Below are 13793 nucleotides of genomic sequence, written 5' to 3'. Positions count from 1 at the left end.
ACTTTTGTCCTAGCCTCTTTATTTTGATTCCAAGGTTAATTCTCCGCTTGAAACAGCTATATCGATAGGGTATTTTCCATTTCCGTATTTTCCTTTTAATACATTCTCTGTTATCGTTGCATTGTTTAACTTAAAATTGTTGTTAATGTCACCGCTGCTTACTTTTCCATTCATTTTAAAACCAGCGCTTTTCGGAAGAACCAGCACGGCATCTCCGGATCCTACATCTACAGAAACGGCCTCTTCTAGCTTTTTAAAATCCATATAGAGATCACCAGATCCAATGCGCGCCTGAAGTTTTCCTTGATAGTTTGTTCCTTTAATTTCCCCAGAGCCGACAGCAAATTTAGCCGTTTGGGTCTCGACATTACTCAGCTGTAAATCTCCAGAATTAACATCCGTACGAAGAGAGGTGCTCATCAAGTTTGAAATGCTTGCATTTCCAGAACCTACTTTAATCGAAACATCTTTCAGCTGAAGCGCTTGTTCAGGATGTGTAGCAATTTGAAGGTCCCCCGAACCTACGTTAAGCGCAAGGTTATGGTGATAATCTTTAGGAATGTAGATTGTTACTTTTGTGTTTGGAAAAATAGAAAGCCATTGAAAGGGACTTTTTTGATACGCGACAACTAGGGTGTCTCCATTTTGCTTTACATCTACTTTTCCTTTACCTTCTACTTTTGTTTTAATATCTTGACGATCTTGCGGAACGACCGTTGTACTAATGCTTGGAGAGTCGATTTGAATACGCTGAATATCACTTGATAATGCCGCTTCAGACTTGGACGTCTTGAATGAACTTAACGACCAGGAGGAAGGCGCAAACGCAGTAGAAAAGAGGACTGCCGTACCACCTATCACTAAAATAAAAGCCAATATTTTTTTCACGTTATAACCCGCTTTCTATCTATAATTAAATTTGTTTTCTTCTACCATAAAGTGTAAAATGAAAATCGGTTAATTTCAACGAACAGCAGGATTATTTTTTTCTACGTCTCAAGTCGTAAAAATGAAATGTTTTTTGTGAGGAGTTAAATGAAAAGCGAAGTAGAGATTTAAATATACTCATCAAAGAATTAATTTCTTTATTTCAAAAACAGGAAAATAATTGAGTTAAAAGGATGATTAAATTCACTTTTTTTGTGTGATTTTCCGATGAGTAGTTCAAAAGAAGTGATAAATAAATAGAATTTTCATACCAATTTTATTATTCCGAAAAACTTTTAAAGTGTTGATTATTAAAAAAATAAAGGGTAGAATTTGTTCATATCAATTGAATACAGCTAAGATTACGATCTTGTATATTATCAGTAATATGGTCTGATAGTCTCTACCTAGTAACCGTAAAAAACTAGACTACAAGAAAGTTTGGATATAAGCAGCAAAAAGAAGGGCGTATTATCATAGATACAGCCTTCTTTCAAAGCTCTTACTTTTCATACTTTCTGTTATTGTCAGAATTTATGAAAAGTAAGAGCTTTTTTTGTTTTTCAAATACACACCTGGGAGTGGCTTGCATGTACTTTTTATTAAATTTATTAGGCGTTTTTGTAGTAATGGGCGTCGTCTTCTTATGTTCTCCTAAAAAGAAAGAAATAAAGTGGCGTCCGATTGCTTCACTATTAGTCGTTGAAGTCCTCATTACTTGGTTTATGTTAGGAACTTCAATCGGAACATGGATCATTAATAAGATTGCTTCGTTCTTTACTTGGCTGATTTCCTGTGCCAACGATGGAATTGCCTTTGCGTTTCCATCCGTAATGGGAAATCAAACGGTTGACTTTTTCTTCAGTGCATTACTGCCTATCATCTTTGTCGTGACGTTCTTTGATATTTTATCTTACTTTGGTATTTTAACGTGGATTATTGATAAAGTAGGCTGGGTCATTTCGAAAGTTTCTCGCTTGCCTAAATTAGAAAGCTTTTTCGCTATCCAAATGATGTTCTTAGGAAATACGGAAGCATTAGCAGTTATTCGTAATCAGCTTTCTGTGTTAAAGGACAACCGTTTGCTTACGTTTGGAATTATGAGTATGAGCAGTATTAGCGGATCTATTATCGGTGCTTATTTAACGATGGTTCCCGCTACGTACGTGTTTACAGCAATTCCACTGAACTGTTTAAACGCGCTTATTTTAGTGAGCTTATTGAATCCAGTTCATGTTACAAAAGAAGAAGATATGATTTACGTACCGCCAAAGTCAGAGAAAAAAGACTTTTTCTCTACCATTTCAAACAGTATGTTAGTCGGAATGAACATGGTAATTGTTATTTTAGCGATGGTTATTGGATATGTAGCTCTTACATCTGCGCTTAACGGTATTTTAGGCGTTATTGTAGACGGCTTGACTGTACAAAAGATTTTCTCTTACATCTTTAGTCCATTTGCATTCTTACTAGGGCTAACGGGACATGATGCCATGTACGTAGCTCAGCTGATGGGTATCAAGCTAGCAACAAATGAATTCGTGGCGATGATGGATTTGAAGAAAAATCTAGATACACTTCCACCGCATACGATTGCAGTTGCTACAACATTCTTAACATCTTTTGCTAACTTCAGTACGGTGGGTATGATTTATGGTACGTATAATTCTACGTTATCAGAAGGTAAATCAACGATTATTGGAAAAAACGTATGGAAACTGCTTGTGAGCGGTATCGCTGTTTCTTTATTAAGTGCTATGATTGTTGGATTGTTTGTTTGGTAAAAAGTGAAAAAGCTGTGCTTTCGTCTTCGAAAGCACAGCTTTTTTCTTGTTATATCATCTATTCATTTGAAGAAAAACGCTTATGAATATCAACAGTAAAAGGAAATCACACTATTCAAGAAAAATTCATTTTACTTTTGCAGAAAAACATTTTAAATCTAGTGAGCATTATGTTAAGATTACAAAAGGTTGTTTCATTTAAATTGAGAACACCGCATAAATATGTAAGTAAATATGCATAGAAAACAAAGGTTTATTAATTTTTTCTAGGTAATATCTCGTAATAAATAGGTTGAAAGGAAATGTCGTTAATATGATAGAAGGACAACAGCAAACAAATGAATTAAAAAAGACGATGAAAAGCAGACATTTGTTTATGATTTCGCTCGGCGGGGTTATCGGTACAGGTTTCTTTTTAGGAACAGGATACACGATTAGCCAAGCAGGGGCGATTGGAGCTATCCTTTCGTTTATCGTAGGTGGCTTCATTATGTACTTAACAATGCTTTGCTTAGGGGAACTTGCAGTAGCAATGCCAGTTTCTGGTTCGTTTCAGACATATACAACAAAATTTATTGGCCCTGGCGTTGGTTTTGCTTTTGGATGGTTATATTGGTTGGGCTGGGCTGTAACGGTTGCATTAGAATTTTTGTCAGCAGGTCAGCTTATGCAAAGATGGTTTCCTGATTCTCCTGTATGGATCTGGTGTGCTATATTTGCGCTTTTATTATTTTCATTAAATGCACTGTCAGCTAAAGCGTTTGGTGAAGCGGAGTTTTGGTTCGCCAGCATTAAAGTGTTAGCTATTATTTTATTTATCGTACTTGGTGGAGCTGCTATGTTTGGTTTTCTTCCATTAAGCAATGGAGACAGCGCGCCGCTTTTCTCTAACTATACGGCTCACGGCGTGTTCCCTCACGGAATTAGTGCCGTGCTGATTACGATGATTACAGTTAACTTCTCATTTCAAGGTACGGAGCTTATCGGTGTAGCTGCTGGGGAAAGTGAAAACCCAGACAAGACTGTACCAAGAGCCATTAAACAAACGGTATGGAGAACGCTTGTATTTTTTGTACTAGCTGTAGCTGTCTTAGCGGGGATGATTCCGCTTGAAAAAGCAGGCGTAGTTGAAAGTCCATTTGTTGTTGTATTTGACCAAATTGGTATCCCATACGCAGCGGACATTATGAACTTTGTTATCCTAACGGCACTGTTATCTGTAGCTAACTCAGGTCTTTATGCAGCAACGCGTATGCTGTATTCATTGTCAAAAGATAACATGGCAAGTTCAGCTTTCATGAAAGTAAATAAACGCGGTGTGCCGATGAACGCCTTGCTTTTAACATTAGGCATTGCACTTTTATCTTTGCTTTCAGGATTCTTTGCTCAAGAAACAGTATTTGTATGGCTTATTTCTGCAGCGGGTTTAGGTGCACAAATTGGCTGGATTACAATCGCTGCATCACTGCTTGCATTTAGAAAAAGATATATAAATCAAGGAGGGCAAATCGAGGATTTAAAATTCAAAGTCCCTCTTTACCCGGTATTGCCTTTAATCGCATTAGTATTAAATACGATTGTACTTGGAAGCATGGCATTTGATGCAGAGCAGCGAATGGCACTGTATGTCGGTATTCCACTAGCGCTGCTGTTTTATGCTTATTATCATGCACGTGTAAAAAAGAAAGTTGATTTATCTATCAGCCGTCAAGAAGTGCAGCTTAAAGACGATAAAAAGGTAATTTTATAAAAATCAAAAAGACGCAAAAGCCCAGGTTTTTGCGTCTTTTTTTATATCTTATTTGTAAACTTAAATTAAAATTAAGTTGACAAATAAAAAGAGATTATTGCAAACTTAAAGCAGCGAACAGAGAAAGGAGGGTGAACATGAAAACGAGAACAATGGCGTATGTTTCTTTATTTGCTGCTTTAACGGCGATTGGTGCATTTATAAAAATTCCTATTCCCTACATACCGTTTACTCTTCAAATTGTTCCTGTCTATTTAGCCGGGGCGCTGTTAGGACCGCGTTTAGGTTTGTATAGTCAGCTATGCTACATAGGTATCGGGTTAATCGGTGTTCCGGTTTTTGCAGAAGGAGGAGGTTTAGGGTATATCTTCAAACCAACGTTTGGCTATTTAATTGGCTATGCTGCAGGGTCATTTATGAACGGCTACCTTATTCAAAAATATGACTTAAAGAAACCTTTTTCTATCTTTTTAGCCAACTTATCTACATTGGTTATTGTGTACGTATTCGGGTGCGTTTGGCTTTACGGAGCAATGAAATGGATAATTGAAAAGCCACTTTCACTGAGTGATACACTTCTTTTTGGAGCTGTTTTGCCAATGCCTGGAGATCTTTTATTGTGCATTTTATGTTCAGTGCTGATTCACCGAATGAAGCCTCAATTTAGCCGTTTATCATCAAAGCGGGCTAAAGCGGGGTAATGAAGACATAGAAAAAAGAGGAGGAAAGAAAGTGGGCAAAGCGTATTTTATTACGGGAACTGGAACAGATATTGGTAAAACGCTGGTGACAAGCATTTTGTATAAAGTACTTAGCCGTCTAGGAATAAAAACGACAATTTGCAAACCGTTTCAAACCGGCTACCAAGATGAAATCGGAGGTTATCCAGATATTCACTGGTTTGAAACAAGGCTCGGAGTAGCAAATACAGGTATTTATCAGTTAAAGCCAGAGACGTCTCCTCACTTGGCTATTAAACTGAGCAATAGGCAAGTAGAGCCTTCAATCGTCTTAAAGCGCATTAATGAATTAAAAAAGGCATTTGACGTAGTACTCGTGGAAGGAGCGGGAGGACTTGCCGTACCTTTAATTGAAGAGGAAACAACGTTTTATATGACAAAAGATTTGATCCTAGATGCACAAATGCCGGTTATTGCTGTTGGAACAACGGAATTAGGAGCTATTCACGATGCGCTTTCTACCTTTTCATATGCAAGTGAGCATCATCTTAAAATCAACGGACTCATTTTTAATCGTTTTAATCACAGCAGTATCATTCATAAAGACAATGTTCGAACGATTGAAAAGCTGCTTCAAGTCTCTTCTTTAATGACTGTACCTGTATTTACTCATATCGATGAAGAGTTAGAAGCATATATTGAGAAATTGGTGAGGCAAAAAAGTGTGATTCAACATATTGAGGAGGTGTTTGACTGTGTCGTATCAAAAAGCTGAGCTGGAAAAATGGGATAAAGAATATGTATGGCATCCCTTTACACAAATGAAAGCTTACCGTGAATCGAATCCCCTTATCATTGAAAGAGGAGAGGGAAGCTATTTGTATGACGTAGCGGGAAACAAATATTTAGATGGATACGCTTCTCTATGGGTGAACGTGCATGGACATAATGATCCGGAATTAAATACAGCTTTACATATACAAGTGGAGAAATTAGCGCATTCTACACTGCTTGGATCGGCAAACGTTCCATCCATTTTGTTAGCTAAAAAGCTAGCGGAAATTACTCCTGGCAGCTTATCGAAAGTATTCTATTCTGATACAGGCTCTGCCGCTGTTGAAATTGCGTTGAAAATTGCCTATCAATATTGGCAAAATCTCGACTCTGCAAAGTACAAAAACAAAAGTAAATTTATCTCATTGAATGAGGCATATCACGGAGATACAATCGGGGCAGTCAGTGTAGGAGGCATGGATTTATTTCATCGCATCTTTAAGCCTTTACTGTTTGAACGCATTCCCACACCTTCTCCTTACATCTACCGTATGGACGGGTTCGAAACCGAAGAGCAAGCTTCAGCTTACTGTATTCACCAGCTGGAGAAGCTCTTGCAGAACAACGGAGAAGAAGTAGCCGGCTTGATTATTGAACCGCTTGTGCAAGGAGCAGCGGGTATTATTACTCATCCTCCCGGTTTTTTAAAACAAGTAGAGCGTCTGTGCAAAGCGTACGGGGTATTGCTCATTTGTGATGAAGTAGCTGTCGGATTCGGGCGAACAGGAACGATGTTTGCATGTGAACAAGAAGACGTAGTACCAGACATTATGTGTGTAGGAAAAGGGATCACAGGAGGATATATGCCGCTTGCTGCTACGTTAACAAGCGAACAGATATTTAATGCTTTTTTAGCTCATCCAGATGAAAATAAAACGTTCTTTCATGGACATACGTATACGGGAAATCAATTGGCCTGTACAGTAGCGCTTAGAAATATTGAACTGATAGAAGAAAGAGAGTTAATCCGTAGTGTAAAAGAAAGGTCGAAAGTTTTTAAACGTTATCTATTAAAGCTTTATGAACTGCCTAACGTGGGAGACATTAGACAAAGAGGATTAATGGCAGGAATCGAGGTTGTCAAAGACCGCCAAACAAAGTCTATTTTTGAAGATAAAAAAGTGATGGGAGATATTATTTTAGCGGCTCGCCAAAAAGGTTTAATTATCAGAGAGCTAGGTCCTGTAATTACGATGATGCCTATTCTTTCAATGACGGACGAAGAATTAAAAACAATGGTTGAAATTGTATATGAATCAATTAAAGAAGTAATCGCACGCTATACAGTGAGTTAAATAAAAAGAGACTAAGACAAAAATATTTTATTTAATTGAAAAAAGATCCGAACGATTTATCGTTCGGATCTTTTTTCAATCAATAAATGTTTTTAATACTTGATAGTCGCAGTGATCGCACATGCTGATTTTCATCTTTTAATAGAAGAGTTTGTTCGAGCAAGTTTAAGTTTTGAATATAACCTTTGACCGTTTGAACAAAACCGTTGTTTTGATAGTTAATAGTTAGTAATTTATTCGTTTTTAATGCTTTTAAAATCATACCTGTTTTCTCCCTTCTTATATCGCAGTTGACGAAAAACTACAAAATAATGAAGAAGCATTGGAGGCTTGTATTATTTATAAAAATTACTCTATTTTTTATAAATGCTCTCCTGCTACTAATAGTAGAGAATGATGGTGAAAAACAGATGAAAGATAAAGAATAAGGTTTGATTTATTGTAATGAACTGACTTTTCCTTTACAAATACCTATTTCAAATTTCTTTTTAGTGATAAAATACTGTTAGTGAAATAACTACTTCTTTTCATTAAAGGGTAAGAACGGGTTATATTGATAGAGTTTTAGTTCTCTATTTCTAGTAATGAAATAAGAGATAGAGAAATAGACTAATAAAAATCAATCAAGGAGTTTTTGTATGGATCAGAGTTTTATTTTAAATCTTTTAGAAATTTTACTCATTAACATTGTACTAAGTGGCGATAACGCAGTCGTGATTGCTTTAGCTTGTCGGAATCTTCCGGACGAGCATCGAAACAAAGCGGTTGTTTTCGGTACATTAGGAGCGGTTGTATTACGTGTAGGGCTAACGTTTGTCGCTGTATATTTATTAACAATCCCATTTTTAAATTTCATCGGAGGCCTGCTGCTTCTATGGATTGCGATTAGTCTTTTAAAAGGGGAAGATGACGGAGATATTAAAGCGAATTCAACTCTAGCAGGTGCTATTAAAACAATTATCATAGCGGATCTTGTTATGAGTTTAGATAACGTAGTAGCGGTTGCGGGTGCGGCCAACGGCAGTATTCTACTCATTATCCTTGGTCTTGTTATCAGCATTCCGTTAATCATTTGGGGAAGTCAGCTTTTAATGAAAATCATGGAAAAATTCCCGATTATCATCATTGCCGGAGCAGCGCTTCTTGGCTATACTGCTGGTGAAATGATCTTTAAAGACAAAGCGGTAGGACATGTATTAGAAGGGTTAAATCCGCATTTGCATACAATTGTTCCTATTTTGTTAGCTATTTTAGTTGTTGTTGTTGGGAAACTTAGCGGACGTTCTAAAAAAGAAACGCATTAATCCTAAAAAAGAGGTTGGGACAAAAGTATTTAAGATGAAATGAAAAACGAACCACTAATCAATTTTGATTGGTGGTTCGTTTTTTTGTTGTGGTGAACGTAGGCTTCATTTGTTTAGATCCTTCTAGCAGTTGATTGGAGGAAAAGGCGAAGACTCCTGCGGGAAAAGCGGAACAGATGAGACCCCGCAGGAGCGTACGCGACGAGGAAGCTCATCGGCCGCCCGCGGAAAGCGAAGTCTTGTACGGAAATCAACTGCGGTGTCATAAGCGGTTCAGCTCATGTATCCCATTTATTCGTCTTTAGATTGGATTCATTTGGCTATGTCTCAACTTCTTTTTTATTATTTAGCTAATGGAGGTGCGGAATTAACGTCTTGTATCGTCTCTACAGGAGGATGAAATTCATTTTCCATTTTCGATACAACTACAGTTGCTACACCATTTCCAATTAAGTTTGTAATGGCACGAGCTTCCGACATGAAGCGGTCTACCCCGATTAACAGCGCGATTCCTTCAACTGGAATCATTGGGAATGCAGCAAGCGTAGCTGCTAGTGTAATAAATCCAGAGCCAGTAACTCCGGCCGCTCCTTTAGACGTTAGCATTAAAATACCAAGTAGCGTAATCTCTTGCATTAACGACAAGTCGACTCCATACGCTTGAGCGATAAAGATAGCAGCCATGGATAAGTAGATTGCTGTTCCATCTAGGTTAAATGAGTAACCAGTTGGAATGACAAGTCCTACTACAGATTTTGAACATCCGTACTTCTCCATTTTGTCCATCATTTTTGGCAGTGCAGATTCCGAAGAAGACGTACCTAATACAAGTAGAATTTCTTCTTTAATAAAAGCAATGAATTTAAAAATATTAAATCCATAAATCTTAGCGATGGTTCCAAGTACAAATACAATAAATAAGAACATAGTAATGTAAACAGATCCCATTAAGAAACCGAGTTTTTGAAGAGAGCCTATTCCAAAGTTACCGATCGTATAAGCCATCGCTCCGAACGCCGCAATAGGTGAAAGTTTCATAATCATATTAACAATGCCAAAGAAAATATCTGTACAGCGTTCAAAGAATGTAATGACAGGAGCCGCTTTTTCGCCGAGTGTAGCTGTAGCCATTCCAAATAGTACGGCAAAGAATAAGATTGGCAATAATTCACCATTTGCCATTGCGCCAAATACGCTGTCTGGAATAATTCCCATGATAAACTCCATAAAGCCATGCTCCGCTTCAGCTGCTTGCTGCGTATATTGAGTAACATCAGCTCCGCTTGCGCCATTGATATTAAAGCCAGCCCCAGGCTTGATAAAGTTTACAACGATAATTCCAATTGCTAAGGCAAAAGTAGTGACAATCTCAAAGTATAAAAGAGCTTTACCTCCAATTCGTCCCACTTTCTTTAAATCTCCCATGCTTCCGATACCGATGACCACTGTTAAGAAAATAATTGGGGCAATCACCATCTTAATTAATTTAATGAAGATATCAGCCAATACTTTTAATTTAGCTCCAAATTCAGGAAACATAAAGCCAATTGCAATACCAAGAAGGATACCGATGACAACTTGAACGGTTAGGTTTTTAAAACTTAATTTCATATGTAATGCTCCTTTCGAGAATGTTTTTGTTAACGCTTACATTATTCTTATCCTTATATTAACTGATAATTTTAACTATTTATATTTCTGGTGATAATGTTCTTTTTGGTCATTTTGGTCAAAAAAAGTGATGAACATATAGTCATCACTTTTTGCTTTCGATATTTTTTATTTGCTGAATGATATCAAGCGTTTGTTTTGTTGCATTGGCTTCAAACGATTGATAAAGAGAGTTAAACTGCTTTTTCCATTCGGCTTTCTGTGTATCATTTAAGTAATAAACGCGCATGCCAGATTTATTTTTTATTTGCTGCAGCTGTTCATCGTTCATCATTTTTGATTGAGTCCAAATCCAGTTCGTTGTTTCTACCATGGCATCACTTAATAGTTGTTTTACATCTTCAGGGAGGCTGTCCCAATATTTTTGATCCATTAAAACAGCATAGCCCAAGTATCCATGGTTGCTGATGGTCATATATTTTTGCAGCTCGTACAAACGTTTTGAATAAATATTAGAAATCGTATTTTCCTGTCCATCAAATTCCTGTCGTTCAAGGGATTGATATACTTTATTAAACGAGACAGCCTGAGGCCTAGCGCCAAGAAGTTCGAATTGTTTTTTGATTACTTCACTTGGCATAATGCGAAATGTTTGACCTTGAAAATCTGCTGGATGGAGCAAAGGTTTTGTATTGCTGGTCATTTGTTTAAAGCCGTTGCTCCATAAAGCAAGCCCTTTAATGTTTTTCTCTTGCAGCGTACTCAACAAATCCTGTCCGATTTTCCCGGTAAACACTTGTTTTGCCTCGCTGTAATCATCGAAAATGAAGGGGAGATCAAAAAGTTGCCACGTAGGGGAAAGGTCGGTTAGCTTTGAAATAGAAGGCGCAATCATTTGTACATCGTTTCGGCGCAGAGCGGCAAGTTCTTCGTCGTCTGAATACAACACACCGTTTGAATATACTTCAATTTTAACTTTACCATCCGATTTTTGATTAACGATTTCAGCGAATTTTTGAGCGGCTAAGCCTTTTGGAGTGTTCTCAGCTACAACGTGGCTAAAATTAATCACAATTTGCTTATTTAATCCTTTTTGCTCATCGTCATGATACACATTATCCTGATTTATAACCGTATACTGCAAAAAAACATAGATCATCAAGAAAACGCTAACAATGATACTTGCCCCTATAAACATCTTCAAAATGTCCAACCCCGCGATTCAATAATTTTTCTCTACAAATATTCTAACACGCAATTTCTCAACGTGGTAAAATTAAAATAAACTTCAATCAGCAGTAGGTGTTCCGCTATGATGCGCTTATCGATGCAAACGAAAATGACGGGGCTAATCTTTTTTATCGTGGTCTTTTCGTTGTTTTTAGCAAGTATTGTCGTGATTAATAATTTTGTGCAGTCAAAAGAAAATGATTTAGAGCAAAGGGCTTTGATCACTTCGAGAACAGTTGCTGAAATGCCTGAAATTCGAGAAAAAATTGAAAAAGATAGCAAGAACATTAATCAAATTGTAGAGCCGATTCGCATTATTCACGGTGCTTATTATGTAGTGGTGATGAATATGAATCACGAACGTTTGTCTCATCCTTTGCAAAGCATGATTGGGAAAATTTCTAAAGGAGAGGACGAGGGCCAGGCGTTTGCAGAACATACTTATACTGATAAAGCAAAAGGAGAAGGCGGGATGGTCATTCGTTCTTTTGTTCCCGTTGTAAACGATCAGCATGAACAAGTAGGAGTCGTTGTCTCAGGCTACCTTCTTCCGAAATTTACAGAGGTTATTTTAAGTTTGAAAAAAGAAATTTTTCTCATCTCAGGTCTCGCTCTTTTTTTTGGAGGATGGGGAGCGTGGGCGCTTGCATCTCGTATTAAGAAAGAGATGTTTGAGCTTGAGCCTCATGAAATTGCTCGTTTGTTTGTAGAACGAACGGAGACTTTTAATGCCATGCATGAAGGAGTCATTGCCATTGATAAAGAGGAGAACATCACTATTTTTAATCATAAAGCGAAAATTATGATGGATGTACCCGATGAGGTAATTGGGAAAAAGATCTATGATGTGATTCCAGATACAAGACTGCCAGAAATTCTGCAGCTTAATCAGCCTGTTTATAATCGAGAGCTTCAAGTTCGCAATTTAAATATTTTAAGCAATCGTGTGCCGATTAAGGTTAATAATCACACAGTCGGTGCGGTCGCTATTTTTCAAGACAGAACAGAAGTTAAAAAATTAGCTGAAGAGTTAACAGGGGTTAAATCATTTGTAAGCGCTCTTAGAGTTCAAAACCATGAATACATGAATAAACTTCATACCATTGCAGGGCTTATCCAACTTGGAAATAAAGACAAGGCTCTTCAGTACGTTTTTCAAGTGTCTGAACAGCAAGAAGAGCTCACCCAGTTTCTTCATAAACATATTAAAGATGAAAGTATATCGGGATTGCTGTTAAGCAAAGTCAGCCGTGCCAAAGAACTTGGAATTGAGTTAGCTATCGATCGCCACAGCGAGCTTCACTCATTTCCTCCTTACTTAGATCATCATGATTTTGTGATTATTATTGGTAACTTAATTGAGAACGCTTTTGATTCGTATCATCATATGGAGCGTCGTGAACGGAAGGTCTATATAAGTATGGAACAAAATGACGGCATTCTTTCTATATTAGTTGAAGATAACGGATGTGGCATGAATGAGGATCAAGCAGAGAGAATCTTTGATGAAGGTTTTTCAACCAAAGCAAAGGAAACTAGAGGAATTGGTTTGCATTTAGTAAAACAAATTGTTGAAAAAGGAAACGGTCAGATCGAAGTAGAGTCAGAATTAGATGTTGGCACGACTTTTATCATTACATTCTTTTTATAGGGGGAGTGGGAAATGAATAAAAAAGAATGGACGGTGCTTCTCATAGAAGACGATCCTATGGTACAAGAAGTGAACCGCCAATTTATTGAACAAGTTGAAGGATTCATCGTTATCGCTGCAGCTTCGAATGGTTTAGAAGGTATACAGCTCATTAAACAGCATCAGCCTGATTTAACGATTATTGATATGTATATGCCTAGTCAAGATGGCCTAACCACCTTACAGCAAATTCGAGCAAATGGCTATAAAACAGACGTGATAGCAGTTACGGCTGCAAGTGATATTGAAACCGTACGAAAAGTTCTTCAGTACGGCGCGGTGGATTATATTATGAAACCGTTCAAGTTTGAACGAATGAAGCAAGCGCTTGAGCAGTATCGTTCGTTTCAAGTTAAAATAAGTCAAAAAGAATATATTACTCAGTCTGAATTAGATTCTATGCTGTTTCAGCAATTCGAAGAAAAGGCCGATTTTCTTCCAAAAGGGCTAAATGCGGTTACGTTAAGGAGGATACAACAATATCTTTCCGAACAGAAGCATCCGATTTCTGCTGAAGAAGTGGCGGACGGCGTAGGAATTGCGCGTGTTACGGCAAGAAGGTATTTAGAGTTTTTAGAACAGGAAAACGAGCTGAAATTATCAGTTGAATACGGCAGAGTGGGGAGACCTATTAATCGCTATATGTTAAAAATAAATTAAATCATACAGAACAGCTTTTATTTGGAAA

At 37.4% G+C, this 13793-nt stretch carries 13 protein-coding genes and 1 riboswitch; of the genes, 9 read left to right on the top strand and 4 right to left on the bottom strand.

The annotated features are described in order from the left end of the window. Positions 1 to 18: 18 nt before the first annotated feature. Entirely contained in the window at positions 19 to 888 is an 870-nt protein-coding gene (gene liaG, locus ACWATA_RS20215; RefSeq protein WP_154973527.1) for a LiaG family protein, read from the bottom strand. A gap of 389 nt (positions 889 to 1277) precedes the next feature. Further along, positions 1278 to 1379, top strand: a riboswitch (purine riboswitch). Between the two features lie 138 nt (positions 1380 to 1517). Here liaG and ACWATA_RS20210 point away from each other — a divergent pair. From ACWATA_RS20210 to bioA, 5 genes are all read left to right on the top strand, one after another. Next, positions 1518 to 2711: a NupC/NupG family nucleoside CNT transporter gene (locus ACWATA_RS20210; protein ID WP_028412102.1), complete on the top strand. Its 1194-nt coding sequence runs from the start codon at positions 1518 to 1520 to the stop codon at positions 2709 to 2711. A 313-nt stretch (positions 2712 to 3024) separates the two neighbouring features. Continuing rightward, on the top strand, positions 3025 to 4461 hold the full coding sequence (locus tag ACWATA_RS20205) for an amino acid permease (protein WP_013055535.1): 1437 nt from the start codon (positions 3025 to 3027) through the stop codon (positions 4459 to 4461). Between the two features lie 137 nt (positions 4462 to 4598). Continuing rightward, positions 4599 to 5162, top strand: a complete 564-nt coding sequence (locus ACWATA_RS20200; protein ID WP_033578115.1) for a biotin transporter BioY — start codon at positions 4599 to 4601, stop codon at positions 5160 to 5162. Between the two features lie 31 nt (positions 5163 to 5193). Beyond that, the gene (gene bioD, locus ACWATA_RS20195) at positions 5194 to 5916 is read left to right on the top strand and encodes a dethiobiotin synthase (protein WP_047751605.1); all 723 of its coding nucleotides are present in this window, start codon (positions 5194 to 5196) and stop codon (positions 5914 to 5916) included. Continuing rightward, positions 5897 to 7270: an adenosylmethionine--8-amino-7-oxononanoate transaminase gene (gene bioA, locus ACWATA_RS20190; RefSeq protein WP_028412105.1), complete on the top strand. Its 1374-nt coding sequence runs from the start codon at positions 5897 to 5899 to the stop codon at positions 7268 to 7270. The genes bioD and bioA overlap by 20 nt, the downstream gene beginning before the upstream one ends. Positions 7271 to 7349: 79 nt before the next feature. On the opposite strand, the gene ACWATA_RS20185 is transcribed toward bioA, so the two are convergent. Continuing rightward, a complete protein-coding gene (locus ACWATA_RS20185) occupies positions 7350 to 7532 on the bottom strand; it encodes a YolD-like family protein (RefSeq protein ID WP_013081858.1) in 183 nt (60 codons plus the stop codon). A 376-nt stretch (positions 7533 to 7908) separates the two neighbouring features. Here ACWATA_RS20185 and ACWATA_RS20180 point away from each other — a divergent pair, with 376 nt between their 5' ends. Together ACWATA_RS20180 and ACWATA_RS20175 are read left to right on the top strand one after the other, a co-directional pair. Beyond that, complete coding sequence (locus ACWATA_RS20180; RefSeq protein ID WP_028412106.1) at positions 7909 to 8574, top strand: TerC family protein; 666 nt, start codon at positions 7909 to 7911, stop codon at positions 8572 to 8574. A gap of 130 nt (positions 8575 to 8704) precedes the next feature. Beyond that, entirely contained in the window at positions 8705 to 8842 is a 138-nt protein-coding gene (locus ACWATA_RS20175; protein WP_165635495.1) for a hypothetical protein, read from the top strand. 74 nt (positions 8843 to 8916) lie between these two features. Here the strand turns inward: ACWATA_RS20175 and ACWATA_RS20170 are convergent, their stop codons facing one another. Together ACWATA_RS20170 and ACWATA_RS20165 are read right to left on the bottom strand one after the other, a co-directional pair. Then, positions 8917 to 10185 carry a dicarboxylate/amino acid:cation symporter gene (locus ACWATA_RS20170; protein ID WP_013055541.1) on the bottom strand — a complete coding sequence of 423 codons (1269 nt, stop codon included), beginning with the start codon at positions 10183 to 10185 and terminating at the stop codon, positions 8917 to 8919. 145 nt (positions 10186 to 10330) lie between these two features. Further along, positions 10331 to 11389, bottom strand: a complete 1059-nt coding sequence (locus tag ACWATA_RS20165; RefSeq protein WP_165635496.1) for a DctP family TRAP transporter solute-binding subunit — start codon at positions 11387 to 11389, stop codon at positions 10331 to 10333. Positions 11390 to 11497: 108 nt separating this feature from the next. Between ACWATA_RS20165 and ACWATA_RS20160 the strand changes: the two genes are divergently transcribed. Together ACWATA_RS20160 and ACWATA_RS20155 are read left to right on the top strand one after the other, a co-directional pair. Next, positions 11498 to 13066: an ATP-binding protein gene (locus ACWATA_RS20160; protein ID WP_098113700.1), complete on the top strand. Its 1569-nt coding sequence runs from the start codon at positions 11498 to 11500 to the stop codon at positions 13064 to 13066. A gap of 12 nt (positions 13067 to 13078) precedes the next feature. After that, positions 13079 to 13765 carry a response regulator gene (locus tag ACWATA_RS20155; protein ID WP_098113701.1) on the top strand — a complete coding sequence of 229 codons (687 nt, stop codon included), beginning with the start codon at positions 13079 to 13081 and terminating at the stop codon, positions 13763 to 13765. Positions 13766 to 13793 lie beyond the last annotated feature (28 nt).

Source organism: Priestia sp. USM5 (assembly GCF_058323215.1).
Note: the sequence above shows the minus strand (reverse complement) of the source record. Positions and strands in the feature narration are given on the sequence as shown.

What these genes read in the sequence shown, in the direction of transcription:
- ACWATA_RS20210 (WP_028412102.1), top strand. Translation starts at nt 1,518, where the DNA reads ATGTACTTTTTATTAAATTTATTAGGCGTTTTTGTAGTAATGGGCGTC.
- ACWATA_RS20205 (WP_013055535.1), top strand. Translation starts at nt 3,025, where the DNA reads ATGATAGAAGGACAACAGCAAACAAATGAATTAAAAAAGACGATGAAA.
- ACWATA_RS20200 (WP_033578115.1), top strand. Translation starts at nt 4,599, where the DNA reads ATGAAAACGAGAACAATGGCGTATGTTTCTTTATTTGCTGCTTTAACG.
- ACWATA_RS20185 (WP_013081858.1), bottom strand. Translation starts at nt 7,532, where the DNA reads ATGATTTTAAAAGCATTAAAAACGAATAAATTACTAACTATTAACTAT.
- ACWATA_RS20180 (WP_028412106.1), top strand. Translation starts at nt 7,909, where the DNA reads ATGGATCAGAGTTTTATTTTAAATCTTTTAGAAATTTTACTCATTAAC.
- ACWATA_RS20170 (WP_013055541.1), bottom strand. Translation starts at nt 10,185, where the DNA reads ATGAAATTAAGTTTTAAAAACCTAACCGTTCAAGTTGTCATCGGTATC.
- ACWATA_RS20160 (WP_098113700.1), top strand. Translation starts at nt 11,498, where the DNA reads ATGATGCGCTTATCGATGCAAACGAAAATGACGGGGCTAATCTTTTTT.
- ACWATA_RS20155 (WP_098113701.1), top strand. Translation starts at nt 13,079, where the DNA reads ATGAATAAAAAAGAATGGACGGTGCTTCTCATAGAAGACGATCCTATG.